Raw genomic sequence first — 23,811 nt, forward strand, 5'->3', positions numbered from 1 at the left:
GGTCAGCCCCGTGCGGCGGCCGTGAGCCGCGTCGGGGCCTCGCTCGGGCGCAGCGCCGTCATCACGCGGCCCGGCATCAGCGGCGGGTGGTTCACACCGCCAGCAGCGGTGCGTTCTCCCGCCACTTGAGGATCTTGTCGAAGCTGACGATCGTGCCCTCGCGGCCGGGCTTCTCGGCGATGTGGACGTGGTCGGCGAGTTCGCGGATCAAGAAGAGGCCCCGGCCGTGCTCGGAGTCGGCGCGGACGGGGCGGGGGGCCGGGGAGGGGGTGAAGCCCGGCCCCGAGTCGGTGACCTCGATGCGGCACTTCTCGCCGTCGAGGTAGGCCGTGACCCGGTACGCCTCGGAAGGAACGGTGCCCCCGCCGTGCTCGACGGCGTTCGCGCACGCCTCGCTGAGGGCCACGGAGAGGTCGTAGGAGATGTCGGGGTCGACGCCCGCCGACTCCATGGTGCCGAGCAGCAGCCGCCTGGCGAGCGGGACGCTCGCGGCTTCCCGCCGCAAGTGGAGTGACCACCAGATGCTCATGCTCCGGCCTCCAGGCAGCGACTCGACATACCGTTTCTTATTGCCGCGAGTGCCCCGGTGTAAGCACAGAGTTGACGTGATGCAGCCCATATGGGCGATGCGTCCGGAACGGAATCGGTGTATGCGCGGGCGGCCCGTACCAGAGAGTGACCTTCCGGCCCCTGTGGAACCTTGCGGACCTGCCGCACGGCCCCCTCGGGCCCAGTGCGATGATGGGCCCGCCATGACTGCCCCCCACCAGCGCACGGCGCGCTCCGGAAACGATCTCCGGATCCTCAGGGCCACGGTGTTCGCCGCGGTCTGCGTCGCGCTGGCCGCGGGCGGTCACATCCTCGCCTCCTGTGCCACGGTCCCGCTGTGGACGCTGGGCGCCGGGTTCACGGTGACCGTCCTGGTCACCGCACCGCTCGCCGGACGGGCCCGCTCGCTGCCCGGCATCGTGGCGCTGCTCGCGGTCGGACAGGTCGCGCTGCACACGCTGTTCGAACTGGGACAGCAGCTGGCCGCGGCATCGTCCCCCATGGCGTCGATGCCGTCGGCGGCCACCCTGCACGCCCCGTCCGACGCCACCCTCGTGGCACGCGCGGCACGCCTCGTCTGCGGCACCACGGCCGCGGCGATCAGCCCCGCCCAGGCCCACCGGATCCTCGCCGCCGCCCGCCTGTCCCCGGACACCACCACCGGCGCGGGCACGGCTTCCCTGCCCCACCGGGCGGACGCCCTGTCCGCCTCCGGCTCCGTCGCCTCACTGCTGCCGTCCCTGCCGATGCTGCTCGGCCACGTCCTCGCGGCGGTCGCCGCCGGCTGGCTGCTGCGCCGCGGGGACCTGGCCCTGCTGCGGCTCTCCGAACTGTCCGCGCTGTCGGCGCAGTCGGTCGCCGAGGGCGCGGCCGTACGCTCCCTGCGCGCGGCGCTCGCGCTGGTACGCGCCCTGCGTGCCGGGCTCCCGGCCGTACCCGAGGCGGACCCGCGTCCCCCGCGCACCGCGCGGCGGACGTCACCAAAACCCCGTACCACCGCGCTCCAGCACACCGTGATCAGGCGCGGCCCGCCGGCCGCCGTGCTCGCCCTCGCCGCCTGACACGACGCGACCGCCACCCGGTGCAGCCACCCGGAGGGGCCGCCGTCGTGCGGCACCCGCGCGTGCCCGCCCCCGGCGCCGTCGCCGGCGCCCGCGTGCGCACGCGCTCCTCCGACCACCGGAATCCACCGGTTGCGTACCGGTACCCACTCGAAGTGGAGTGCACCCGTTCATGAAGGCTTCCCGCCTCGCCGCCGCCGGCGTCCTCGCCGCCTCGGCCGTCGTCGTCCTGTCCTCGCCCGCCTTCGCACACGTCAGCGTGCAGCCCGAGGGCACCGCCGCCAAGGGCGGTTACGCGGTCGTCGACTTCAAGGTCCCCAACGAGCGCGACGACACCGCGACCACCAAGTTCGAGGTCGCGTTCCCCGCCGACCACCCGCTGGCCTCCGCCATGCCGGAGCCGATGGACGGCTGGGACATCAAGGTGACCAGGTCCAAGCTGGCCAAGCCGGTCGAGATGCACGGAGAGAAGATCGACGAGGCCGTCTCCAGGATCACCTGGACGGCGAAGAACGGCGGCGTGGCACCCGGCTTCTTCCAGAAGTTCCCCGTCTCCGTCGGCGCCCTGCCCGAGGACACCGACCAGCTGACCTTCAAGGCGCTGCAGACGTACTCCGACAAGGAGGTCGTCCGCTGGATCGAGGTGCAGCAGAAGGGCCAGGCCGAGCCGGAGCACCCGGCTCCGGTCCTCACCCTGTCCGCCGCCTCCGCGGACGGCGCGCACGGCACCGCCGCCGAGGACGCCTCCGACGGCTCCGGGACCGCCGGGAACACCGCCGCCGGCACCACCGCCTCCGGCTCCCACGGCAGCGACACCACCGCGCGCGTGCTGGGCGTCGTGGGCATCCTCGTCGGCGCGCTCGGGGTGGCGTACGGCGTGTTCGCCGGCCGTCGCCGCGGCGACGGCTGAGGCCCGTCCGTCCGTGTGCCGCACCGGGGCGCCTGCCCGCGCACGCCCCGGTGCGCACTGAAACTCTCACATCTGGGACATTTTCCTATGCGCAAGAAGACGTTCGCCGCGGCCGCGCTGCTCGCCGCCGCCTCCCTGACCCTCTCCGCCTGCGGCAGCGGTGACGACAGCACGTCACCCGTCTCGGTGGTGTCCGAGGACACCTCGCAGAAGGCCGCGACCGTCCTCGACCAGCCCTTCGAGAAGCCGGATCTGGTCCTGACCGACACACAGGGCAAGAAGTACGACCTCCGCAAGCAGACGGCAGGCCGGCCGACACTGGTCTACTTCGGCTACACCCACTGCCCCGACGTCTGCCCGCTGACGATGAACAACATCGCGGTGGCGAAGAAGGCGCTGCCCAGGGCCGAGCAGGACAAGCTGCGGGTCGTGTTCGTCACCACCGACCCCCAGCGCGACACCCCGTCCGAACTCGGCAAGTGGCTCAGGGGCATCGACCCCCAGTTCGTGGGCCTGACCGGCGACTTCGCCACCATCCAGGCCGGCGCCCGCACCCTGGGCATCTCCATCGAGCCGACGCACAAGGACAAGAAGACCGGCAAGACCGTCTCGGTGCACGGCACCCAGGTCATCGCGTTCTCGCCGAAGACCGACGGCGGTTACGTCCTCTACGGCGAGGACGCCACCGTGGACGACTACACCAAGGACCTCCCCAAGCTCATCAAGGGGGAGAACCCGTGAGACACCTCGCCGTGTCCGCCGCGGTCGCGGCCGGAGCGCTGGCCCTGACGGCCTGCGGCGGCTCCGGAGACCCGGGCGGGACGAAGGCCGACCTGTCCGTCAGCTCCTCCTACATACCGCAGCCGGTCTCCGACATGGCCGCCGGCTTCCTCACGATCGTCAACAAGGGCGGCGCGAAGGACGCGCTGACCTCCGTCACCAGTGACGCCGCCGGCAGCGTCACCCTCCACCGGACGGCGGGACAGTCCATGCGGCAGGTCACGTCGCTCGACGTCCCCGCGCACGGCCGGCTCGTACTCGAAACCGGCGGCAACCACCTGATGTTCGAGAAGCTGAAGCGGAAACCGAAGCAGGGCGAGAAGGTGACCGTCGAGCTCCACTTCGCCGACTCGGGCCCGATCAAGGTCGAGATGCCGGTGAAGCCGGCCACGTACCAGCCCATGAACGGACACTGAGGGACGGACCACCGTGACGCAGACCATCACCCCCCGCCGCGTGCGGACCCTGGTGCTGCTGTGCCTGACCGTCATCGGCGTGCTCCTCGCCGGTGCCGGACCGGCCTCCGCGCACGCCGCGCTGACCGGCAGCGACCCCGCGCCGGGGGTGGTGGTCGGCAAGGCGCCCGACCAGGTCACCCTCACCTTCTCGGAGAAGGTCGCCACCTCCGGCGACTCACTGCGCGTGCTCGACCCCAAGGGCCGGCGCGTCGACACCGGGAAGCCGTCCGAGGTCAGCGGCACCTCCTACGCCGTCCGGCTCGGAAGCGGCCTGGCCGACGGCACCTACACGGTGTCCTGGCAGGTCGTGTCCGCGGACAGCCACCCCGTCGCTGGCGCCTTCACCTTCTCCGTCGGCGCCCCGTCGACGACCTCGGTCAAGGTGGTCGGCCGGGAGGTCGGCGGCGGCCTGGTCGGCGCGCTGTACGGCCTCGGCCGCTACCTGTCGTACGCCGGTTTCATCGTCATGACCGGTGGCGCCGCCTTCGTCCTGGCCTGCTGGCGGCGCGGTTCCGGGGTACGGCCGCTGCAGCGGCTCGTCGTCTCCGGATGGCTCTCGCTCACCGCCGCCACCCTCCTGCTGCTCCTGCTGCGCGGCTCCTACACCAGCTCCGGCAAGGCCGGCGACATCTTCGACCTGGGGCTGCTCGGGCAGGTGCTGCAGACCAAGACCGGAGCGGCGCTGGTCTCCCGGCTGCTGCTGCTCGCCGCGGCTGCCCTCTTCATCGCCGTGCTCTTCGGCGCCTACGACAAACGTGAGGACGAGGAGAAGCGGGACCTGGCCTTCGGCCTCGCCATCGGCGGGTTCGTCGTGTCGGCCGGCCTCGCGGCGAGCTGGGCCATGGCCGAACACGCCTCCACCGGGCTCCAGCCCGGCGTCGCCATGCCGGTCGACGTCGTCCACCTGCTGGCGGTCGCGGCCTGGCTGGGCGGACTGTGCGCCCTCCTGGTCGCGCTGTACCGCTCGCCGGCCCCGATCGAGTCCGCCGCGGTACGGCGCTTCTCCCGGATCGCCTTCGGCAGCGTCCTCGTGCTCGTCGCGACCGGCGTCTACCAGTCGTGGCGCCAGCTCGGCTCCTGGCCGGCCCTCACCGACACGGCGTACGGACAGCTGCTGCTCGCCAAGGTCTCGCTGGTGGGCGTGCTGGCCGGCCTCGGGTGGTTCTCCCGGCGGTGGACGGCGCAGCTGGCGGACACGGCGCCCCCTCGGACCCGGCGGCGGGAGACGGAGAAGACGACAGCCGGCGCCGCCCCCGCCACGGCGGAGAGCACGGCGACGGAAGCCGCCGTGGCGGAGAACACGGCGCTCCATACCGGCACGGAGGCGAAGGACACCGCGGCCGGCACCACCACGGACGCGAAGAACACCACGACCAGGACCGCCACGGACGCGAAGAACACCACGACCGGCACCACCACGGACACGCAGAACACCACGACCGGCACCACCACGACCGGAACCACTCCGGACGCGAAGAACACCGGTGCCGACGGCTCCGCGGCGCCCGGCGGCCGCGAGCGTGCCGCCCAGCTCGCCCGGCAGCGGGCCGCCGTGGCCACCGCCGAGAGGAAGCGGCAGCGCGACGCGGACCCCCACCGCCTCGGTCTGCGCCGATCGGTGCTCGCCGAGGCCGGCGTCGCCGTGGTCCTGCTCGCCGTCACCACCGTGCTGACGCAGACCGAACCGGGCCGCACCGAGCTGGACGCCAGGGCGGCCACCGCCTCCCCGGCCACCGCCTCCTCCTCCGACCCGGCCGACGCCTCCTCCGGCGCCCTGACGCTGACCATGCCGTTCGACACCGGCGGCACCGGCGGCAAGGGCGTCGTGTCGGTGGGCTTCGACCCCGCGCGCGTGGGCGGCAACGAACTGCACGTCTACGTCACCCGGCCCGACGGCCGCGCCTTCGACGTCCCCGAGGTCAAGCTCGCCTTCACGCTCGAGGCCAGGAAGATCGGGCCGCTGCCCATCACCCCCGACCGCATCACCACCGGACACTGGACGGCGAACGGCGTGCAGATCCCCATGGCCGGCGACTGGAAGGTCGCCGTGACCGTGCGCACCTCCGACATCGACCAGGTCACCGTCTCCAAGAACGCGCAGATCGGCTGAACCGCACCATGGCTGACCAGTCCACACCGCAGGCCCGCACCCGAGCGGACGCCGGTGCTCCGCCCCGGCCCCCGACCGAGCGGGGCGTCACGCGGCGCACCCTGCTCGGCACCGCCGGCGCCACCGGGCTCGTGCTCGGCGCGGCCGGCGCCGCCGCCGGATACGCGGCCGCGCCCTCCGCGGCCACCCCGCTGACCTCCGTCGGCACCGGCCGGTCGATGTTTCACGGGAAACATCAGCCCGGCATCACCGAGGACCTCCAGGCCAAGGGCCACCTCGTCGCCTTCGACCTGGCGGCGGGCGCGGGCCGCCCGGAGGCGGCCGCCCTGCTGCGCCGCTGGTCGGCCACGGCCGAGCGGCTGATGGCGGGCGAGCCGGCGGCGCACGACGACACCGGCGTGGCACGGGACGCCGGGCCGTCGTCGCTGACGATCACCTTCGGCTTCGGGCACAGCTTCTTCTCCCGCACCGGCCTGGAGAAGCAGCGCCCGGTCTCCCTCGACCCACTGCCCGACTTCTCCTCCGACCGGCTCGACAAGGCCCGCAGCGACGGCGACCTGTGGGTGCAGATCGGCGCCGACGACGCCCTGGTGGCCTTCCACGCCCTGCGCGCGATCCAGCGGGACGCGGGAAGCGCCGCCCGGGTGCGCTGGCAGATGAACGGCTTCAACCGCACACCGGGCGCCACCGCCCGCCCCATGACGGCACGCAACCTCATGGGCCAGATCGACGGCACCCGCAATCCGCGGCCCGCCGGCTCCGACTTCGACCGGCGGATCTTCGTGCCCGCCTCCGGCTCGGCCGGCCCGTCCTGGATGGCGAACGGCTCCTACGCCGTCGTACGCCGTATCCGCATGCTCCTCGACGACTGGGAGAAGCTGACGCTCCGGGCGCAGGAGAACGTCATCGGACGCCGCAAGGCCGACGGGGCGCCCCTGTCCGGCGGCTCCGAGACGACCGCGATGAACCTCGACAAGACCGACGCCCGGGGCGAGTACGTCGTCCCCGTCAACGCCCACGCCCGTATCACCCGCCCCGACCAGAACGGCGGTGCGGCGATCCTCCGGCGCCCGTTCTCGTACCACGACGGCATCGGCGCCGACGGGGTGCCCGACGCGGGCCTGCTCTTCATCTGCTGGCAGGCCGACCCACTGCGCGGCTTCGTCCCGCTCCAGCGCAAACTCGACCGCGGCGACGCCCTGTCGAAATACATCCGTCACGAGGCGAGCGGTCTGTTCGCGGTGCCGGGCGGGGCCGCGCAGGGCGAGTACGTGGGCCAGCGGCTGCTGGAGGGATGAGACAGCCTCGGTTCACTCACCCGGGCGGCCCGGGTGAGAGGTGCGAGCCGCGTCCCGTTGCGCCCATTAGGGTGAAAGCATGCCAGCGAGCTACGCGTATCTCGGTCCCGAGGGCACCTTCACCGAAGCCGCCCTGCGCACTCTTCCCGAGGCGGCCACCCGGGAGCTGATCCCGTACGTCTCCGTGCAGTCCGCGCTGGACGCGGTCCGTGCCGGTGAGGCCGAGGCCGCGTTCGTGCCGATCGAGAACTCCGTCGAGGGCGGCATCACCACCACCCTCGACGAACTGGTCGCGGGCGCCCCGCTGACGATCTACCGCGAGGTGCTGCTGTCGATCACCTTCGCGCTGCTGGTCAGGCCGGGCACCGAGCTGTCCGGCATCAAGACGGTCTCCGCGCACCCGGCCGCCCAGCCGCAGGTGCGCAACTGGCTCAGGAACAACCTCCCCGACGCCCACTGGGAGTCGGCCGCCTCGAACGCGGACGCCGCCCGCCTGGTCCAGGAGGGCCGGTACGACGCCGCGTTCGCGGGCGAGTTCGCCGCCGCGCTGTACGGCCTTCAGGCGCTGGAGACCGGCATCCACGACGCCGAGAACGCCCAGACCCGCTTCGTGCTGGTCGGCCGGCCCGCCCGGCCCGCGGCGCCGACCGGCGCGGACAAGACCTCCGTCGTGCTGTGGCAGCGCGACGACCACCCCGGCGGCCTGCGCGACCTGCTCGGCGAGTTCGCCACCCGCGGCATCAACCTGATGCTGCTGCAGTCCCGGCCCACCGGCGCCGGCATCGGCAACTACTGCTTCTGCGTCGACGCCGAGGGCCACATCTCCGACCGCCGGGTGGCCGAGGCCCTGATGGGCCTCAAGCGGATCTGCCTGGAAGTGCGGTTCCTCGGTTCGTACCCGCGTGCGGACATCGGCGTCGAGGACGTGAGCGCCCCGCGGCAGGGCACGTCCGACCAGGAGTTCGTGGCGGCGGCGGACTGGGTGGCCCGCTGCCAGGACGGCCGTTTCTAGCCGGCCGCGCGCTCGTCCTCGCCAGTCCTACCTGCAGATTTTCGTTGTCCACAGGAGTTATCCACAGGCGGGGTTCTCGACCTGGGGACAAGTCGACAGCAGGGCCTCAGTCAGTCGACAAATCGCCCTGCGGGCACCCGCGACGTCCACTCGCGCGCATGTCACCGTTCGTCCACTCGTTTCCCATAGGCAATCCTTTGGGGCGACTGTTTTCCGTCGAAAGTGGTGGTAAAAGCGGGTTTGCGCGAGGAATCCGCACCGTGACACGACGGTTCCGGAGTGATCAACTCCGAAATCCACAGACGGGCCGCACACCCTGTGGATAACCCTGGGAGGGTTGTGGATCGCTGTGGACGAGGGACTCCTCAAGTCCCGCCCCGCACAAGGGAATCCGGTCAACCCGGCACTGACCGGCCCGCCCCGTTCCAGGGAGAGGCGCGCTTTTTGTTGACACTCTGCGCAATTAACCCATAACGCCCCGTAAAGGACGGTAGGGAGTGTCGGCGATAACGTGTCGTGAGCCGTATCCCGGCACCGGTAGCCTTGACCGCGTGATTGACCTTCGCCTGCTCCGTGAGGACCCCGACCGTGTGCGCGCCTCCCAGCGCGCCCGTGGAGAGGACGTCGCGCTCGTCGACGCTCTCCTGTCCGCCGACGAGCGGCGCAGGTCGTCCGGCGTCCGCTTCGACGAGCTGCGCGCCGAGCAGAAGCAGCTCGGCAAGCTCATCCCCAAGGCCGCCGGTGACGAGAAGGCCGAGCTGCTGAAGAAGGCGAGCCAGCTCGCCGCCGACGTCAAGACCGCCGACGCCGAGCGCGACGCGGCCGCCGCCGAGACCCAGGAGCTCCTGCTCCAGCTCGGCAACCTCGTCCACCCGGACGTGCCCGTGGGCGGCGAGGAGGACTTCGTCACCCGCGAGACGCACGGCACGATCCGCGACTTCGGCGCCGAGGGCTTCGAGCCCAAGGACCACCTGGAGCTCGGCACCCTGCTCGGCGCCATCGACGTCGAGCGCGGTGCGAAGGTCTCCGGCTCCCGCTTCTACTTCCTCACCGGCGTCGGCGCCCTCCTGGAGCTCGCCCTGGTCAACGCGGCGATGGCACAGGCCACGGCGGCGGGCTTCACGCCGATGCTGACGCCCGCCCTGGTCCGCCCCCAGTCGATGGCGGGCACGGGCTTCCTCGGCCAGGCGGCCCAGGACGTGTACCACCTCGACAAGGACGACCTCTACCTGGTCGGGACCTCCGAGGTGCCCCTCGCCGCGTACCACATGGACGAGATCCTGGACGCCGACCGCCTGCCCCTGCGCTACGCCGGGTTCTCGCCCTGCTTCCGCCGCGAGGCCGGCTCGCACGGCAAGGACACCCGGGGCATCTTCCGCGTCCACCAGTTCGACAAGGTGGAGATGTTCTCCTACGTCGCGCCCGAGGACTCGGAGGCGGAGCACCGGCGCCTGCTGGAGTGGGAGAAGCAGTGGCTGACCTCGCTGGAGCTGCCGTTCCGGGTCATCGACGTCGCCACGGGCGACCTCGGCGCCTCCGCCGCCCGCAAGTTCGACTGCGAGGCGTGGATCCCGACGCAGGGCAAGTACCGCGAGCTGACCTCGACCTCGGACTGCACCGAGTTCCAGTCCCGCCGCCTGTCCATCCGGGTCCGGGAGAAGTCCGGCGGGAGCGAAGCGACCTCCGGCCGGGGTGGTGGTCGGGTGACGGGCGGGCAGGTCAAGCCGCTCGCGACGCTCAACGGCACGCTGTGCGCCGTGCCGCGCACGATCGTGGCGATCCTGGAGAACCACCAGCAGGCCGACGGTTCGGTGCGCGTGCCGGAGGTGCTGCGCCCGTTCCTCGGCGGCCGGGAGGTCCTGGAACCGGTCGCCAGGTGAGCGAGGCGTCCCCCGCCCGGGGTCTCCCGTACCGGCTGATCGCGACCGACCTCGACGGAACGCTTCTGCGCTCCGACGAGTCGGTCTCCCCGCGCACCCGTGCGGCGCTCGCCGCCGCCACCGCGGCGGGCGCCGCGCACATCGTCGTCACCGGCCGCGCGGTCCCCTGGACCCGCCACATCCTCGACGACCTCGGCTACCGGGGCCTCGCGGTCTGCGGGCAGGGCGCCCAGGTCTACGACGCCGGGGCGCACCGCCTGCTGACGTCCGTGACCCTGGACCGGCAGCTCGCGGGCGTGGCGCTGGCCAAGATCGAGGCGGAGGTCGGCCCGCTGTACCTCGCCGCGAGCCGTGACGGCCTGTCGGGCGAAGTGCTGGTCGGCCCTGGTTACGCGGTCACCGGCGCGCTCCCGTCCACGCCCTTCACGGACGCGTCCGACCTCTGGGCGGCCCCGCTGAACAAGATCTACATACAGCATCCGGACCTGACCGACGACGAACTCGCGGAGGCCTCCCGCCAGGCCGCGGGCGGCTTCGTCACGGTCGCGATGGCGGGCGAGGGCATCGTCGAACTGCTGCCGCTGGGACTGTCGAAGGCGACCGGGCTGTCGCTCGCGGCGCGGCGGCTCGGTGTGAAGGCCGCGGACACGATCGCCTTCGGCGACATGCCCAACGACATCCCGATGTTCGGCTGGGCGTCCCACGGAGTGGCCATGGCCAACGCCCACGCGGAACTCAGGGCGGTGGCGGACGAGGTGACGGCCTCCAACGAGGAGGACGGGATCGCGGTGGTGCTGGAGCGCCTGCTGCCGTAGCCGCGGCGGTCGTGCCGCTGGGGCGGCTCCCGGCCCACGGAGTCCGTGGCCGGTCGACCGCCCCAGCGGAGGGCGCCCCCGTGCGGCGGGGGCGACGGAGGGAAGGCGGCCCACGCGGGCGCAGAGCGCCGCGTGCTCGAAGCGGCCGCCCCGGGCAGCTCCGGATGCGGAGCGGGCTCGACGGTGGGGGTAACTACACCGGAACCCGCCGCGGGCTGCCCTGTGGGGAGCGGGACGTACTGCCGTGCATGGACACCGTCCGGCTCCTCTCCCGGAACGTGGCGCCGGTGACCACCGGCTTGTTCACACACCCATGGTGCCTGCACGCCGAGCCGGGCGCCATCGAATAAACCGGCCGCGCGCCGGTCAGCGGCGCCGCCACCTGCGCCGCCGCGCCTTGCTGAAGAACCACCCCGCGGGCGGCTCGTCGGAGCGCCAGGGCCGCGGCTCGGGCTCCTCGTTCCGCCAGCGCGCGGCGAGCATACGGGCACGGGCTGACGGCTCGGAGGTCTCGGCGGACCGTATGAAGTCCTCGTCCAGGACCAGGTCGTCCCAGTCGTCTGCCATTCCCGGCCCTCCTGACCGTCCGTCCCGTTTCGCCCAGTGTGCCCGGACAGGGATGAAGCCCCCGTCAAGACGACGCCCCGCCGGGGCGGAAGCCCCTCACTCCTCCCCGGCGAGCGTCAGCGACCGCAGCTTCTGCCCGGCGTACCAGGTGGCCAGGACGGTCACCACGACGAGCAGTACCGTCGCCGTCGTCAGCCCGACGTCCGACGTCACCAGGTCTCCGCCGGCGACCTTGTGGGCGACGGCCAGCGACCACTGCTGGACGCTCAGCGTGCGCGCACCGGGCACCAGGGAGCCGAACAGGGCTTCCCAGACCAGCGCGTAGACGAGTCCGAAGACCACGGCGTGCCGGGAGACCGTGCCGAGCAGCAGGAAGAGCGCGGCGTAGGCGATGGACGAGACGAGGGCGGCGACGGTGTAGGCCACGGCGATCTGCTGGCCGTTGCCGTTGAGGATGAGGCCCGCGACGAACGTGGGCAGCGCCGAGAACACCATCGTCACCGCGATCGCGACGATCAGCTTGGTGAAGATGATCGTCGGCCGCTTCAGCGGCTTGGACAGCAGGTACACCACCGAACCGTCGTCGATCTCCGGCCCGATGGCACCGGTGCCGGCGATGACGCCGATGATCGGCACCATCGTGGCGAGCGCGAGTCCGCCGAGCAGGTCCGAGGCCGTCTGGTCGTCGGCGCCGGCCAGGGCCCGTACGACGACGGAGATCGCGATCAGCAGCAGGGGCAGTGCCCCCAGGATGAGGGCCCGGCGACGGCCGAGCAGGGCCCGGTAGGTGAGCCGGGCGACTGTGGGGTCGTACATCTTCGGCCTCCTACGCCGCGACCAGGTAAGAGAAGACGGACTCGAGGGACTCGTCGGACGGCGAGACCGTGAGCAGCCGGATGCCGTGGTCCCTGGCCACCCGCGGCAGCAGGGCCGTGAAGCGGCCGAAGTCGACGGCCTGGACGCGCAGCGCGCCCTCGGCGAGGTCGACCTCGATGCCGGACGTCGAGGGGTCGGCGATCAGCGCGGCCGCGAGGGCGCGGTCGTCGCTGGAGCGCACCAGGTAGCGGTGCGGCCGGTCGGTCATCAGGCGGCGGATCCTGCGGAAGTCGCCGCTGGCCGCGTGCCGGCCCGCGACGACGACCTCGATGTGCCAGGCCAGTTGCTCGACCTCTTCGAGGATGTGGGACGAGAACAGCACCGTGCGGCCCTCGTCGCCCATGCGCCGCAGCAGGTTCATCAGCTGCATGCGCTGGCGCGGGTCCATGCCGTTGAAGGGCTCGTCCAGCAGCAGCAGCGAGGGGTCGTGCACCAGGGCGGAGGCCATCTTCACACGCTGGCGCATGCCCTTGGAGTAGGTCGAGATCTTGCGGTCCTGCGCGTACTCCATCTCGACCGTGGCCAGCGCCTGCTGGGCCGCCTTGGCGCCCAGGCCGTGCAACTCGGCGTTGGCGACGACGAATTCGCGCCCGGTGAGGAAGTCGTACATCGCCTCGCGCTCGGGGACGATGCCGATGTGCCGGTAGATGTCCTCGTTGCGCCAGACCTGCTGCCCGTCGAGGGTGACGGTCCCGGTGGAGGGGGCGAGGAAGCCGCCCATCATGTTGATGAGGGTGGACTTCCCGGCGCCGTTGGGGCCGAGCAGGCCGGTGACGCCGGGGCCGATGGTCATGGTGATGTCGTTGACGGCGACCACGTTGCCGAACCAGCGGGAGACGTGGTCGATGCTGAGGGTGGTCACAGTCCGGCCTTTCGGTAGCGGCGCAGCAGGAGGCCGTAGCAGGCGGCGATGAGGCCGAGGACGACGAGGACGTAGACGGCGCCCTGGCCGCTGCTCGGGCCGACCTCCCCGGGGAAGGCCGAACTCGCGCCGAGGAACGCGGACTGCACGCCGTCGATGAGCGTGACCGGGGAGAACAGGCCGATCCAGGGGATGGCCCCCGAGCTGTTCTGCGCGTCCGCGATCGCCTGGAGCGTGGAGACGGCGCCGTAGGAGATGGTCATGACGGCGATGACGGCCGCGATGCCGAAGCCGCGGCGCGGGGTCACCGAGGCGATGACCAGGCCGATGCCGGCGAAGAGCAGCGAGAGCAGAGCCACGGAGACGAGTCCCTGTGCGAATCCCTTGGTCTGGTCGGCGAAGTCGAGCTTGGCCAGCAGCGCGCCCACGTAGAGCACGATCAGGGGCGCCGCGGTCAGGACGAACATCGCGGAGGCCAGGGCCGCGTACTTCGCGCGCACGTAGTCGGCCGTCTCGATCGGCCGTGAGAAGTACAGCGGCACGGTCTTGAAGCGCAGGTCGCGCGAGACGGACTGCGGTGCCTGCGAGGCGACGTACAGGCTGATGACGGCCTGCATGATGATCGCGTAGCGCGTGTAGTCCACCGGCAGGTCCTTGGCCTTCGTGGCGACCGCGACGGCCACCATGATGGCGGCGGGCACGCACATCACCACGAACAGCAGCATCGGCAGCACCTTGGACTTGATGGAGCGTCCGAGGCCGTAGGCGCCGCGCAGGGACTGCGAGTAGAGCGAGCGGGTGGCGTAGGAGCGGCCGAGGCGGGGGCCGTCGTACTTGCGGTAGCCGATGTTGTGGATGCGGGTCTGGTCGCCCGGCGCACCGGCCGCCGTCCGCAGGGGCTGTGGCTGCTCAACCGCCATGGACGGCCGCCTCCTTCGTCGCGTCCCGGTCCTCGGGGCCCGTGTGGAAGACCTCCGAGATGTGGTGCCTGCGCTGCTCCATGCGCACCAGGCCGAGGCCGAGGTCGGCGACGACGTCGCGCACGAGGTCGTACGTCTCCTCGCCCCGCGCGGTGAGCAGCAGGATGTGCCCGGCGCCCGGCAGGCCGTCGCTGCCGTCGATGACCTCCACCCCGCGCGCCTGCAGCGCCTCACGCACCGCGCGCGTGCCGTCCGGGTGGCCGTCGGTGTCGGTGACCTCGATCGCGAGCGTCGTCGTGGTCTGGGTGAAGTCCGTGGTGGAGCTGGACCGCAGCAGCTTGCCGCCGTCGATGATCACCACGTGGTCGCAGGTGCGCTCCAGCTCGCCCAGCAGGTGCGAGGTGACCAGGACGGAGATGCCGAAGTCGGTGTGGATCCGGCGGATCAGGCCGAGCATCTCGTCGCGGCCGACCGGGTCGAGGCCGTTGGTCGGCTCGTCGAGGAAGACCAGCCGGGGGTCGTGCACGAGGGCCTGCGCGAGCTTGACGCGCTGCTTCATGCCGGTCGAGTAGCCGCCGATGGGGCGGTAGCGCTCCTCGTACAGACCGACGTGCCGCAGCGTGTCCGCGGTGCGCTCGCGCGCGGCCGTGGGCGGCAGGCCGGACATGCGCGCCATGTGGACGACGAACTCGGTGGCCGAGACGTCCGGCGGCAGGCAGTCGTGCTCCGGCATGTAGCCGACCCGCTCCCGGATGGCGGCGCCCTTGTGCGCGACGTCGAGCCCGAGCACTTCGGCGCGGCCCTCGGAGGCGGGGGACAGACCCAGCAGGATCTTGATCAACGTGGACTTGCCGGCTCCGTTGGCTCCGACGAGGCCGGTCACACCGGGCCCGACGTCGACGGAGAGCCGGTCAAGCGCGGTCACCCGGGGGAACCGCTTGCTCAGGCTTTCGGTCGCGATCACAGTCACGTCCCCGACGATAGTGACGCGCGCCACGCCGGTCGTCAGACCGCAGAGCTGTCTTGGCCTCAGACTCCAGATGTACGGGTCCGTAGGGGTGCCCCCTACCTGAGAGTTACGGAGCGCGGTCCGGGGCCCGGCCCCGGCACGGTCCACGGCCCGGCCCCGCTATTGACGTGGCCTCTAACAACTGTCAGATTCGCCCATGTCACGTTACGGACGCGTACCGCGATCGGCATGCGACGATCTGCCGCACGTGCGGCGCTGGGCGGAGGACAGGTGACCTTGCCGAAGGACGCGCGCGAGCGCCGGGTACGGACCGGCGGCGTCGAGCTGCGGGTGGCGGAGATGGGGGACGCGGCGCGGCCGACGGTGATCCTCGTGCACGGCTACCCGGACAGCAAGGAGGTGTGGTCCGAGGTCGCCGTCCGGCTCGCGGACCGCTTCCACGTCGTGCTCTACGACGTCCGGGGGCACGGCCGGTCGACGGCGCCGAGGCCGCTGCGCGGCGGCTTCACCCTGGAGAAGCTGACCGACGACTTCCTGGCCGTGGCCGACGCGGTCAGCCCCGGCCGTCCGGTGCACCTGGTGGGGCACGACTGGGGCTCGGTGCAGTCCTGGGAGTTCGTCACCGTCCGGCGCACCGAAGGGCGCATCGCCTCCTTCACCTCCATGTCGGGGCCGAGCCTGGACCACTTCGGCCACTGGATCGGCCGGCGCCTGAGGCGGCCCACCCCGCGCCGGATCGGCCAGCTCCTCGGTCAGGGCGCCAAGTCCTGGTACGTGTACCTGCTGCACACCCCCGTGCTGCCCGAACTGGCCTGGCGCGGCCCCCTGGGCAGGCGCTGGCCGGGCATCCTGCGGCGCGTGGAGAAGGTCCCGGCCGGCGACTACCCCACCCCCTCGCTGCCCTCGGACGCGGCGCACGGCGCCTGGCTGTACCGCGACAACGTGCGCTCCCGGCTGCGCGGGCCCCGTACCGACGCCTACGCGCACGCGCCCGTGCAGCTCATCACGCCCCTCGGGGACGCCTTCCTGTCGGAGAGGCTCTACGACGACCTGGAGCAGTGGGTTCCGCGGCTGACCCGCCGCACCCTGCCGGCCGGGCACTGGATCCCGCGCACCCGTCCCGACCAGCTGTCGGCCTGGATCACCGAGTTCGTCACGTCCGTCGAGGGCGGCACACCCGCCACCGCGCGGGCCACCGGCAAGTACGCCGACCGCTTCGGCGGGCAGCTCGTCCTGGTCACCGGCGCCGGCAGCGGCATCGGACGCGCCACGGCGTTCGCCTTCGCGGAGGCGCGCGCGCGCGTGGTGGCCGTCGACCGGGACACCGAGGCCGCCGCCCGCACCGCCGAGCTGTGCCGCCCGGCCGGCGCCCCCGAGTCGTGGGCGGAGACCGCGGACGTCTCCGACGAGAGGGCCATGGAGGAGCTCGCCGAGAAGGTCGCCGCCGAGTACGGCGTGGTGGACGTACTGGTGAACAACGCCGGTGTCGGACTCGGCGGCTCCTTCTTCGACACCACCCCGCAGGACTGGAAGAAGGTCCTCGACGTCAACCTGTGGGGCGTGATCCACGGCTGCCGGCTCTTCGGCCGGCAGATGGCCGAGCGCGGACAGGGCGGCCACATCGTCAACACCGCATCGGCGGCGGCCTACCAGCCCTCCAGGGCGCTGCCCGCCTACAGCACCTCCAAGGCGGCCGTGCTGATGCTCAGTCAGTGCCTGCGCGCGGAACTGGCGGGCCGGGGCATCGGCGTGAGCGCGGTCTGCCCCGGCTTCGTCAACACCGGCATCACCTCCACCGCGCGCTTCGCGGGGGTGGACGCCGACGAGGAGAAACGGCTCCGGAGAAGGGCGGCGCGTCTGTACGGCCTGCGGAACTACCCGCCGGAGAAGGTCGCCGACGCCGTCCTGCGCGCGGTCGTGCGCGACGAGGCCGTCGTGCCGGTCACCCCGGAGGCCCGGGGCGCCCGCCTGCTGTCCCGGTTCGCCCCGCGCCTGTCGGGGGCCGTCGCCCGGATGCGGCCACCGCTGTGAGCGCGCCGGCCGGGCGCGCGCTGCCGGGCGGGGCGGGAGCCCGACGGGCGGGGCGGGGCGGACGGGGCCTGGCGGACGGGCCTGGGCAGACGGGGCCGGGCAGACGGGGCCGGGCGGCGGGGAGTTGTCCACAGAAACGCCAACCAGCCTGTGGATAACACCAGTTGGCTGTGGATCAAACCCGCACGGCGAAAACAGTTCACGTGATCCGCGTCTCTTCCGCCATGCTGAGCCGATGGACGAAAGACGCGCCGTGAAGGTGTCGAAGTACCTCTCGAAACACCTGCGCCACCAGCCGGAGACGATCGGGCTCGCCCTCGACGAGGCCGGCTGGGTGGAGATCGACGCGCTGCTGGCCGCGGCGGCCGCCCACGGATTCCGCTTCACCCGCGAGGAGCTGGACCACGTCGTCGCCGTGAACGACAAGAGGCGCTTCGCGATCGACGGGTCCCGGATCCGCGCCAGCCAGGGCCACAGCGTCGAGGTCGACCTCGGTCTGCCCCCGGCGACACCGCCCGCGTACCTCTACCACGGCACCGTGGCGCGCCACCTCGACGCGATCCGCGCCGAGGGGCTGCGCCCCATGGACCGGCACGACGTGCACCTCTCGCCCGACCGCGGGACGGCCACCCGCGTCGGCGCCCGCCGCGGCCGCCCGGTGGTCCTGCCGGTCGACGCCGGCGCGATGCACCGGGACGGACACGTCTTCCGCGTCAGCGCGAACGGGGTGTGGCTGACACAGGCCGTACCGCCGCGCTACCTGCGCTTTCCCGAGGCGCGCTGACCCCCGCCGGACGCCACGGGCTCCGGCTCCGGCTCCGGCCCTCGCTCAGGTCCTGTTCGCCCGCCGCGTCCCGGCCGGGCCCGTTCGCCTCGGCCGGCGCTCCCTCGGGGGCGGACGGTGCCGGTCGCAACAGGCTCTACGCTGAGGGGATGCGGGTACTCGTTGTCGAGGACGACCCCGGGATCGCGGACCTTCTGGTGCGCGGACTGCGGCGGGCCGGCTACACCGCCGGCAGTGTGTCCAGCGGCCACCAGGCGTTGACGGCGGTGCCGGAGCCCGACGTCGTGCTGCTGGATCTGGGGCTGCCCGATCTGGACGGTGTCGACGTCTGCCGCCGGCTGCGCAGCCGCTCGGACGTGGCGATCATCGTCGTGACGGCCCGGGGCGAGGAGGGCGACCGGGTCGCCGCACTCGACGAGGGAGCCGACGACTACCTCGTCAAGCCGTTCGGCCTGGCGGAGCTGCTGGCCCGGATCCGGGCCGTGCTGCGGCGCGTGCGCCCGGTCGGCTCGGCGGGCCCGGAGGTGCTGCACCACGGACCCCTGGAGATGGATCTGCGCACCCGGAAGGTCACCGTCGGGCAGCGGGAAGTGGCCCTCACCCCCAAGGAGTTCGACATCCTGGAGGCCCTGGCCGTCGACCCCGGACGGGTGGTGACCCGGCAGGAGATCCTGGAGCGCGCCTGGGACGCGCACTGGTACGGCCCGACGAAGGTGCTGGACGTGCACATCGCCGCACTGCGGCGCAAGCTCGGCGTCCCGGGACTGGTCGAGACCGTGTACGGCCGGGGTTTCCGCCTCGGTACGCCGGACACGGACCCGACCGGGCCCGTACCGCGATGACCCGGCGGATCGCGCTGGCGGTCATGGCCCTGGTCACCGTACTCCTGGCGCTGGCGGTCGTGCCGCTCGGCCTGTCGCTCGCGGGGCGCGAGCGCACCTCCTTCCGGGACGGCGCCGCGGCGGCGGACCGGGCGATCGCGGCCGCGGCGGAGGAGCACCTGTCCGACCGGCGTTCCCCGGCGTCCATGCGGCAGCTGCTGGAGCGGACCCGGCAGTCCGGGGACTGTGCCGCGGTCTTCGACTCCGACGGGGACAGGGAAGCGGCCACCTCCTGTCCGGGGCAGGGGGAGGAGGAAGCCGGAAGGGCCGCCGAGGACTGGGCCGCACTCGCGCGCCGGGCGATCGCCGATCAGGCGGCCGTGGCCCTGGAACGTGACGACCGGCTCGTCGTCGCGGTGCCGGTCGGCGACAGCGCGCACCCCGCGGGCGCCGCCGTGCTGTCCCGGTCGGCGGAGCCGATGAACGAACGGATCTCCACGATGTGGGGGCGGCTGGCCCTGATCGGAGCGGCCGGCCTCGTCGCGGGCGCGTTGCTGGCCGTGGCGCTCGCCCGCTGGGTCGGCCGCCCGCTGCGGGCCGTGGACGCCGCCGCCCGGCAGCTCGGCGAGGGCAGCCTGGAGGTACGGGCCCCGGGCGACCGGGGACCCGATGAGGTGCGCAGGCTCTCGGCGACCTTCAACACCATGGCCGCCCGTCTGGAAGCCCTGATCCACGGTCACCGGGTGGTGGTCGCCGACGTCTCGCACCAGCTGCGCACGCCGCTCGCGGCCCTGCGGCTGCGACTGGACGTCCTGGCGGCGGACGCCGACGACGACACGGCCTCCGAACTCGCCTCCGCCCAGGAGGAGATCGCTCGCCTGTCCCGGCTGGTCGACGGGCTGCTCGCGGTGGCCCGCGCGGAGAACGCGGTGCCGCGGCCGGTTCCGGTGCGGGTCGACGAGGTGGTGCAGGACCGGGTCGCCGCCTGGAACCCGGTGGCGCTGGAACGGCACGTCTCGCTCGTGGACCGGTGCCGCCCCGGGCTGACCGCCCGCCTGGGGGCGGGGGACCTGGAGCAGGTGCTCGACAACCTGCTGGCCAACGCGCTGGACGCGTTGGGCGAGGGCACGCGGGTGCGTGTCGAGGGGGTGGCCCGCCGTGACCGTGTCGTGCTGACGGTGGCCGACGACGGCCCGGGCATGAGCGAGTCGGCGCGCGAGGCGGCCTTCCGCCGGTTCGGCAACCCGGAGGCGTCGGGCACCGGCCTGGGGCTGGCCATCGTGCACCGGCTGATCACCGCCAACGGCGGCACGACGCGGCTGGAGGAGACCCCGGGCGGCGGCCTGACCGTCGTACTGGAACTGCCCGCCGGGGGTCTTAACCACTTCTGAGGGTTTCCTGAACAGGTTCCTGAGCGGCCGCACGGCAGTCTGGCAGATGGAAGCACTGCCTCGTTGCTGAGGAGTCCCTCATGTCTGTGCCCGAACGTCGCCCCGACCCTACCGTCACGGCTGCCGTACACCGCCGTGACCAGGGACGACGCCGAGTGAGAAGCGCCACCCGCTGGGTGGTGGCCGCCGCCGTCGCGGGTACCGCCACGCTCGGCGCGGGGTACGCGCACGCGATCCCCGGTGTCCACACGTCGCCGTCCCGCACCGCGCCCGGCAGCGGTGACAACAGCGGGACGTCGGGTACGTCGGGTGGTCTGTCCTCTCCCGGACAGGCCCCCGGGACGACCTCGCAGGCTCCGCAGACCCAGTCGGGTGCGTCATGACCGCCGCCGTCGCGGGCCGGCCGCGGGCAGAGCCCGCGCGCACCTCGCTGCGCGCCCTGGGCACCACGGCGGTCCTGCTCACCGCCGACCCGGCCCGCGAGGACGTGGCCCTGGACGTGCTGCGGGCCGAACTCGCCGCCATCGACGCCGCGTGCAGCCGGTTCCGTGCCGACTCGGAACTCAGCCGCGCCCATGCCGCCGCCGGCACCGGCCGTCCGGTTCCGGTCGGCCCGCTGCTGGCCGAGGCGGTGCAGACCGCGCTGCGCGCCGCCGAGCTGACCGGCGGCGCCGTCGACCCCACCGTGGGTCGGGCCGTCGCCGCCCTCGGCTACGACCGGACGTTCTCACAGGTCGCCAGGACCGGGCCGGCGCCCGTGCTCAGGCCCGCCGCCGGGTGGCGCACGATCGGCTGGGACCCGGACCTGCGACTGCTGCGGCTGCCCGCCGGCACCGCGCTCGACCTGGGCGCCACGGCCAAGGCGCTGGCAGCCGACCGGGCGGCCCGCCGGGCGGCCCGCGCGGCCGGCTGCGGGGTCCTGGTCAACCTCGGCGGTGACCTGTCGGCGGCCGGCCGGCCCCCGGACGGCGGCTGGCGGATCGCCATGGCCGACGACCACGCCGCCCCGTTCCCGCAGGCGCAAGAAGTGATCACCGTGCGCTCGGGCGGCCTCGCCACCTCGGGCACCACGGTCCGTGCCTGGCGTCGCGGCGGCCTGGTCCGGCACCACATCGTCGACCCGGCCACCGGCGACTCGGCGCCGGAGGTCTGGCGCACCGTCAGCGTGGCCGCCGCCACCTGCGTGGACGCCAACACGGCCACCACCGCCGCCATCGTCCTGGGCGAACGCGCGCCCGACTGGCTGCGCGCCACCGGGCTGCCCGGCCGGCTGGTCCGCCCCGACGGCAGCGTCCTGCGGGTGAACGGCTGGCCCGCCGACTCGACGGGAGGTGCCCGATGACCGGCTCCGCGCACGCCCTGGCCGCGCTCGCGTCCGGGCCGAGCCCGCTCTGGTACGCCACCCGGGCCTCCGGCACGGTCTCGCTGCTGCTGCTCACCGTCACGGTCGCGCTCGGCGTCGCGGCCGGCGGACGGTACGCGCCCCAGCGGATCGCCAGGTTCGAGGTGTCCGCACTCCACCGCAACCTGTCCCTGCTCGCCCTGGCCTTCCTCGGCCTGCACATCGCCACCGCCGTGGCCGACAGCTACGCGAGCATCAGCCCGCTGGCCGCCGTCGTGCCGTTCGCGTCGGCGTACCGGCCGCTGTGGGTGGGGCTCGGGGCCGTGGCCCTGGACCTGCTGCTGGCGGTCGCGCTCACCAGCGCCCTGCGCCACCGGCTGGGACGCCGCCGGTGGAAGGCGGTGCACTGGCTCGCCTACGGAGCGTGGCCGGTGGCCGTGTTCCACGCGGTCGGCACCGGCACGGACACCCGGCTGGGCCCGCAGCTGCTGCTGTACGCGGGCTGTCTGGCGACCGTGCTCGCCGCGGCCGGGTGGCGGCTCGCCCGCGCGACCGGCGCCACGGCGCGCCGGGTCCGGCTCTGGGCGCTGCCCGCCATGGCGCTGGTCCCGGTGGCGCTCACCGCGTTCCTCGCGGCCGGACCGCTCCGGCCCGGCTGGGCACACCGCTCCGGCGGCGCGGTGCCGTCCACCGCCCCGGCCCGGCCGACCACACCACCGCCCGCCACCCACCAGCCGGTGTCCGGGGAGGACGACGCACAAGGAGGAGACAGCGAGTGAACCCCGACACCGTCACCGCACCCCCCGGACCGGACATGCGGCCACCGGCCGACCCGTACGGCGCGCGGCTGCTGCACGGCTGGTACGAGACCTGCCGGCCCGCCGGTCTCGCCGAGCACCTCGACCGCTACGGCCCGCCGCCCCTGGCCGCGGCCCGCAGCACGCTGGTGAGCTCCGCCGAGCAGGCCGGGCTCACCGGCCGGGGCGGCGGCGGGTTCCCCACCGGCCGCAAACTCGCCGCGGTCGCCGCGCAGCGGGGGCCCGCCGTGGTGATCGCCAACGGCATGGAGAGCGAACCGGCCAGCCGCAAGGACGAGACGCTCCTCTTCCTCGCCCCGCACCTGGTGCTGGACGGAGCCGTACTCGCCGCGGAGGCGGTCGCCGCCGACGCGGTGCACATGTGCCTGCCCCGCACCCGCGAGGACCAGGCCCGCCGGCTGGCCGAGGCGGTGCAGGAGCGCCGGCGGGCCGGGACGGACCGGGTCGCGGTCCGGATCCACACCCTGCCGCACCACTTCGTCTCCAGCGAGGAGACCTCGCTGGTGAACTGGCTGAACGGCGGCGGGGCCCGGCCCCGGGCCACCCCGCCCCGGCCCTTCGAGAAGGGCGTGGGCCGGCGCCCCACCCTCGTCGACAATGTGGAGACCCTGGCCCACCTGGCGCTGATCGCCCGCTACGGTCCCGGCTGGTTCCGGGAGTACGGCAGCGCGGAGGCGCCGGGCACCACCCTGGTGACGCTCTCCGGCGCGGTCCGCTCCCCGGGCGTGTACGAGGTGCCGATGGGCAGCCCGGTCGCCGGTGTGCTGGACGCGGCGGGCGGGCCCACCGGACCGCTGGGTGCGGTGCTCGCGGGCGGTTTCTTCGGCAGCTGGCTGCCCGTGCCGCTGAACGACGCGACCCTGGGCCGGGGCGCCGGGGTCCTGGCGGCGCTGCCCGAGGACGCGTGCGGTCTCGCGGAGACGGCCGCGGCGCTGTCCTATCTGGCGGCACAGAGCGCCCGGCAGTGCGGGCCCTGCCGCTTCGGGCTCCCCTCCGTGGCCGAGGACTTCGCGGAACTCGCCTGGGGGCGGCCCGGGGCCTCGGTACTGCAGCGCCTGAACCAGCGGCTCGGGCTGCTCCCCGGTCGCGGTGCCTGCCGCCACCCCGACGGAGCGGCCCGGCTCGCCGCCTCGGCCCTGCGGGTCTTCGGCGACGACGTGCTCCGGCACGTCCGCCACCGGCCCTGCTCCTCCGCGCACGCACCGCTGACCCTGCGGGTACCGGCCGCCCGGCCACCGGAAGAGGAGGAATGGCGATGAGCCGCGACCACACGCTCGTCCTCGACTTCACCGTCTGCGACGGCCACGGGCTGTGCGCCGAGTTGCTGCCCGAGCTGATCGGGCTGGACGAATGGGGCTATCCGGTCTTCCGCGCCACGACCGTACCGGCCACCCTGGTCCGCGACGCCCGCCGGGCGGTCGCCGCCTGCCCGGTGATGGCCCTGCGGCTGACCTCGGCCCCCCGCCCGGCACCCGCGCCGGGCCGCCCGGTCCGTCCCTGACGGGCGAGGCGGACTCGTCAGGACCGGATGCCGGACCTGCGCCCACCTCGGGCGT

At 73.3% G+C, this 23,811-nt stretch carries 24 protein-coding genes; 18 read left to right on the plus strand and 6 right to left on the minus strand.

Going from position 1 to position 23,811, the window contains the following annotated elements; translation table 11 throughout:
• Positions 1-91: 91 nt before the first annotated feature.
• The gene (locus ACJ9NR_RS19900) at positions 92-529 is read right to left on the minus strand and encodes an ATP-binding protein (RefSeq protein ID WP_412493919.1); all 438 of its coding nucleotides are present in this window, start codon (positions 527-529) and stop codon (positions 92-94) included.
• Between the two features lie 223 nt (positions 530-752).
• Between ACJ9NR_RS19900 and ACJ9NR_RS19905 the strand changes: the two genes are divergently transcribed.
• From ACJ9NR_RS19905 to ACJ9NR_RS19945, 9 genes are all read left to right on the plus strand, one after another.
• Entirely contained in the window at positions 753-1,610 is an 858-nt protein-coding gene (locus ACJ9NR_RS19905) for a hypothetical protein (RefSeq protein WP_412493920.1), read from the plus strand.
• A 172-nt stretch (positions 1,611-1,782) separates the two neighbouring features.
• Entirely contained in the window at positions 1,783-2,520 is a 738-nt protein-coding gene (locus ACJ9NR_RS19910) for a YcnI family copper-binding membrane protein (RefSeq protein ID WP_412493921.1), read from the plus strand.
• A gap of 87 nt (positions 2,521-2,607) precedes the next feature.
• Positions 2,608-3,261: an SCO family protein gene (locus ACJ9NR_RS19915; RefSeq protein ID WP_412493922.1), complete on the plus strand. Its 654-nt coding sequence runs from the start codon at positions 2,608-2,610 to the stop codon at positions 3,259-3,261.
• Positions 3,258-3,716 carry a copper chaperone PCu(A)C gene (locus tag ACJ9NR_RS19920; protein WP_412493923.1) on the plus strand — a complete coding sequence of 153 codons (459 nt, stop codon included), beginning with the start codon at positions 3,258-3,260 and terminating at the stop codon, positions 3,714-3,716. The genes ACJ9NR_RS19915 and ACJ9NR_RS19920 overlap by 4 nt, the downstream gene beginning before the upstream one ends.
• A gap of 13 nt (positions 3,717-3,729) precedes the next feature.
• Complete coding sequence (locus ACJ9NR_RS19925) at positions 3,730-5,868, plus strand: copper resistance CopC/CopD family protein (protein WP_412493924.1); 2,139 nt, start codon at positions 3,730-3,732, stop codon at positions 5,866-5,868.
• An 8-nt stretch (positions 5,869-5,876) separates the two neighbouring features.
• On the plus strand, positions 5,877-7,166 hold the full coding sequence (efeB, locus tag ACJ9NR_RS19930; RefSeq protein WP_412493925.1) for an iron uptake transporter deferrochelatase/peroxidase subunit: 1,290 nt from the start codon (positions 5,877-5,879) through the stop codon (positions 7,164-7,166).
• 79 nt (positions 7,167-7,245) lie between these two features.
• Positions 7,246-8,178: a prephenate dehydratase gene (pheA, locus tag ACJ9NR_RS19935; RefSeq protein ID WP_412493926.1), complete on the plus strand. Its 933-nt coding sequence runs from the start codon at positions 7,246-7,248 to the stop codon at positions 8,176-8,178.
• Between the two features lie 551 nt (positions 8,179-8,729).
• Positions 8,730-10,058, plus strand: coding sequence for a serine--tRNA ligase (gene serS / locus ACJ9NR_RS19940; protein WP_412493927.1), 1,329 nt, complete (start codon positions 8,730-8,732; stop codon positions 10,056-10,058).
• Positions 10,055-10,873 carry an HAD family hydrolase gene (locus tag ACJ9NR_RS19945; protein ID WP_412493928.1) on the plus strand — a complete coding sequence of 273 codons (819 nt, stop codon included), beginning with the start codon at positions 10,055-10,057 and terminating at the stop codon, positions 10,871-10,873. The genes serS and ACJ9NR_RS19945 overlap by 4 nt, the downstream gene beginning before the upstream one ends.
• Positions 10,874-11,239: 366 nt before the next feature.
• Here ACJ9NR_RS19945 and ACJ9NR_RS19950 read toward each other — a convergent pair whose 3' ends face one another.
• The 5 genes from ACJ9NR_RS19950 to ACJ9NR_RS19970 all read right to left on the minus strand — a co-directional run bounded on the left by ACJ9NR_RS19950 (position 11,240) and on the right by ACJ9NR_RS19970 (position 15,062).
• The gene (locus ACJ9NR_RS19950) at positions 11,240-11,440 is read right to left on the minus strand and encodes an SGM_3592 family protein (RefSeq protein ID WP_412493929.1); all 201 of its coding nucleotides are present in this window, start codon (positions 11,438-11,440) and stop codon (positions 11,240-11,242) included.
• 96 nt (positions 11,441-11,536) lie between these two features.
• A complete protein-coding gene (locus ACJ9NR_RS19955) occupies positions 11,537-12,256 on the minus strand; it encodes an ABC transporter permease subunit (protein ID WP_412493930.1) in 720 nt (239 codons plus the stop codon).
• Positions 12,257-12,266: 10 nt separating this feature from the next.
• Positions 12,267-13,178 carry an ABC transporter ATP-binding protein gene (locus tag ACJ9NR_RS19960; protein ID WP_412493931.1) on the minus strand — a complete coding sequence of 304 codons (912 nt, stop codon included), beginning with the start codon at positions 13,176-13,178 and terminating at the stop codon, positions 12,267-12,269.
• Entirely contained in the window at positions 13,175-14,098 is a 924-nt protein-coding gene (locus tag ACJ9NR_RS19965; RefSeq protein ID WP_412493932.1) for an ABC transporter permease subunit, read from the minus strand. Before ACJ9NR_RS19965 ends, ACJ9NR_RS19960 begins: the two co-directional genes overlap by 4 nt.
• On the minus strand, positions 14,088-15,062 hold the full coding sequence (locus ACJ9NR_RS19970; RefSeq protein ID WP_412494104.1) for an ABC transporter ATP-binding protein: 975 nt from the start codon (positions 15,060-15,062) through the stop codon (positions 14,088-14,090). The genes ACJ9NR_RS19965 and ACJ9NR_RS19970 overlap by 11 nt, the downstream gene beginning before the upstream one ends.
• 276 nt (positions 15,063-15,338) lie before the next feature.
• Between ACJ9NR_RS19970 and ACJ9NR_RS19975 the strand changes: the two genes are divergently transcribed.
• The 9 genes from ACJ9NR_RS19975 to ACJ9NR_RS20015 all read left to right on the plus strand — a co-directional run bounded on the left by ACJ9NR_RS19975 (position 15,339) and on the right by ACJ9NR_RS20015 (position 23,756).
• Complete coding sequence (locus tag ACJ9NR_RS19975) at positions 15,339-17,099, plus strand: SDR family oxidoreductase (protein WP_412493933.1); 1,761 nt, start codon at positions 15,339-15,341, stop codon at positions 17,097-17,099.
• 235 nt (positions 17,100-17,334) lie between these two features.
• Positions 17,335-17,883, plus strand: a complete 549-nt coding sequence (locus ACJ9NR_RS19980) for an RNA 2'-phosphotransferase (RefSeq protein WP_412493934.1) — start codon at positions 17,335-17,337, stop codon at positions 17,881-17,883.
• Positions 17,884-18,032: 149 nt separating this feature from the next.
• On the plus strand, positions 18,033-18,725 hold the full coding sequence (locus ACJ9NR_RS19985) for a response regulator transcription factor (protein ID WP_412493935.1): 693 nt from the start codon (positions 18,033-18,035) through the stop codon (positions 18,723-18,725).
• Positions 18,722-20,095 carry a sensor histidine kinase gene (locus ACJ9NR_RS19990; protein ID WP_412493936.1) on the plus strand — a complete coding sequence of 458 codons (1,374 nt, stop codon included), beginning with the start codon at positions 18,722-18,724 and terminating at the stop codon, positions 20,093-20,095. Before ACJ9NR_RS19985 ends, ACJ9NR_RS19990 begins: the two co-directional genes overlap by 4 nt.
• 155 nt (positions 20,096-20,250) lie before the next feature.
• Positions 20,251-20,478: a hypothetical protein gene (locus ACJ9NR_RS19995; RefSeq protein ID WP_412493937.1), complete on the plus strand. Its 228-nt coding sequence runs from the start codon at positions 20,251-20,253 to the stop codon at positions 20,476-20,478.
• Positions 20,475-21,437 carry an FAD:protein FMN transferase gene (locus tag ACJ9NR_RS20000; RefSeq protein ID WP_412493938.1) on the plus strand — a complete coding sequence of 321 codons (963 nt, stop codon included), beginning with the start codon at positions 20,475-20,477 and terminating at the stop codon, positions 21,435-21,437. The genes ACJ9NR_RS19995 and ACJ9NR_RS20000 overlap by 4 nt, the downstream gene beginning before the upstream one ends.
• Entirely contained in the window at positions 21,434-22,216 is a 783-nt protein-coding gene (locus tag ACJ9NR_RS20005; RefSeq protein ID WP_412493939.1) for a ferric reductase-like transmembrane domain-containing protein, read from the plus strand. The genes ACJ9NR_RS20000 and ACJ9NR_RS20005 overlap by 4 nt, the downstream gene beginning before the upstream one ends.
• Positions 22,213-23,514 (plus strand): NADH-ubiquinone oxidoreductase-F iron-sulfur binding region domain-containing protein, encoded by a 1,302-nt coding sequence (locus ACJ9NR_RS20010; protein ID WP_412493940.1) that lies wholly within the window; start codon positions 22,213-22,215, stop codon positions 23,512-23,514. The genes ACJ9NR_RS20005 and ACJ9NR_RS20010 overlap by 4 nt, the downstream gene beginning before the upstream one ends.
• Positions 23,511-23,756 carry a ferredoxin gene (locus ACJ9NR_RS20015; protein WP_412493941.1) on the plus strand — a complete coding sequence of 82 codons (246 nt, stop codon included), beginning with the start codon at positions 23,511-23,513 and terminating at the stop codon, positions 23,754-23,756. The genes ACJ9NR_RS20010 and ACJ9NR_RS20015 overlap by 4 nt, the downstream gene beginning before the upstream one ends.
• The last annotated feature ends 55 nt before the right edge of the window (positions 23,757-23,811 follow it).

It is taken from the genome of Streptomyces sediminimaris (assembly GCF_047049295.1).
Classification (GTDB): Bacteria; Actinomycetota; Actinomycetes; order Streptomycetales; family Streptomycetaceae; genus Streptomyces; species Streptomyces sediminimaris.

Excerpts from the sequence above, each read along its gene's own strand:
- ACJ9NR_RS19955 (WP_412493930.1), bottom strand. The coding sequence starts at position 12,256 with ATGTACGACCCCACAGTCGCCCGGCTCACCTACCGGGCCCTGCTCGGC.
- ACJ9NR_RS20015 (WP_412493941.1), top strand. The coding sequence starts at position 23,511 with ATGAGCCGCGACCACACGCTCGTCCTCGACTTCACCGTCTGCGACGGC.
- ACJ9NR_RS19910 (WP_412493921.1), top strand. The coding sequence starts at position 1,783 with ATGAAGGCTTCCCGCCTCGCCGCCGCCGGCGTCCTCGCCGCCTCGGCC.
- pheA (WP_412493926.1), top strand. The coding sequence starts at position 7,246 with ATGCCAGCGAGCTACGCGTATCTCGGTCCCGAGGGCACCTTCACCGAA.
- ACJ9NR_RS19990 (WP_412493936.1), top strand. The coding sequence starts at position 18,722 with ATGACCCGGCGGATCGCGCTGGCGGTCATGGCCCTGGTCACCGTACTC.
- ACJ9NR_RS19900 (WP_412493919.1), bottom strand. The coding sequence starts at position 529 with ATGAGCATCTGGTGGTCACTCCACTTGCGGCGGGAAGCCGCGAGCGTC.
- ACJ9NR_RS19985 (WP_412493935.1), top strand. The coding sequence starts at position 18,033 with ATGCGGGTACTCGTTGTCGAGGACGACCCCGGGATCGCGGACCTTCTG.
- efeB (WP_412493925.1), top strand. The coding sequence starts at position 5,877 with ATGGCTGACCAGTCCACACCGCAGGCCCGCACCCGAGCGGACGCCGGT.
- ACJ9NR_RS19980 (WP_412493934.1), top strand. The coding sequence starts at position 17,335 with ATGGACGAAAGACGCGCCGTGAAGGTGTCGAAGTACCTCTCGAAACAC.
- ACJ9NR_RS19905 (WP_412493920.1), top strand. The coding sequence starts at position 753 with ATGACTGCCCCCCACCAGCGCACGGCGCGCTCCGGAAACGATCTCCGG.
- ACJ9NR_RS20000 (WP_412493938.1), top strand. The coding sequence starts at position 20,475 with ATGACCGCCGCCGTCGCGGGCCGGCCGCGGGCAGAGCCCGCGCGCACC.
- ACJ9NR_RS20005 (WP_412493939.1), top strand. The coding sequence starts at position 21,434 with ATGACCGGCTCCGCGCACGCCCTGGCCGCGCTCGCGTCCGGGCCGAGC.
- ACJ9NR_RS19950 (WP_412493929.1), bottom strand. The coding sequence starts at position 11,440 with ATGGCAGACGACTGGGACGACCTGGTCCTGGACGAGGACTTCATACGG.
- ACJ9NR_RS19965 (WP_412493932.1), bottom strand. The coding sequence starts at position 14,098 with ATGGCGGTTGAGCAGCCACAGCCCCTGCGGACGGCGGCCGGTGCGCCG.
- ACJ9NR_RS19915 (WP_412493922.1), top strand. The coding sequence starts at position 2,608 with ATGCGCAAGAAGACGTTCGCCGCGGCCGCGCTGCTCGCCGCCGCCTCC.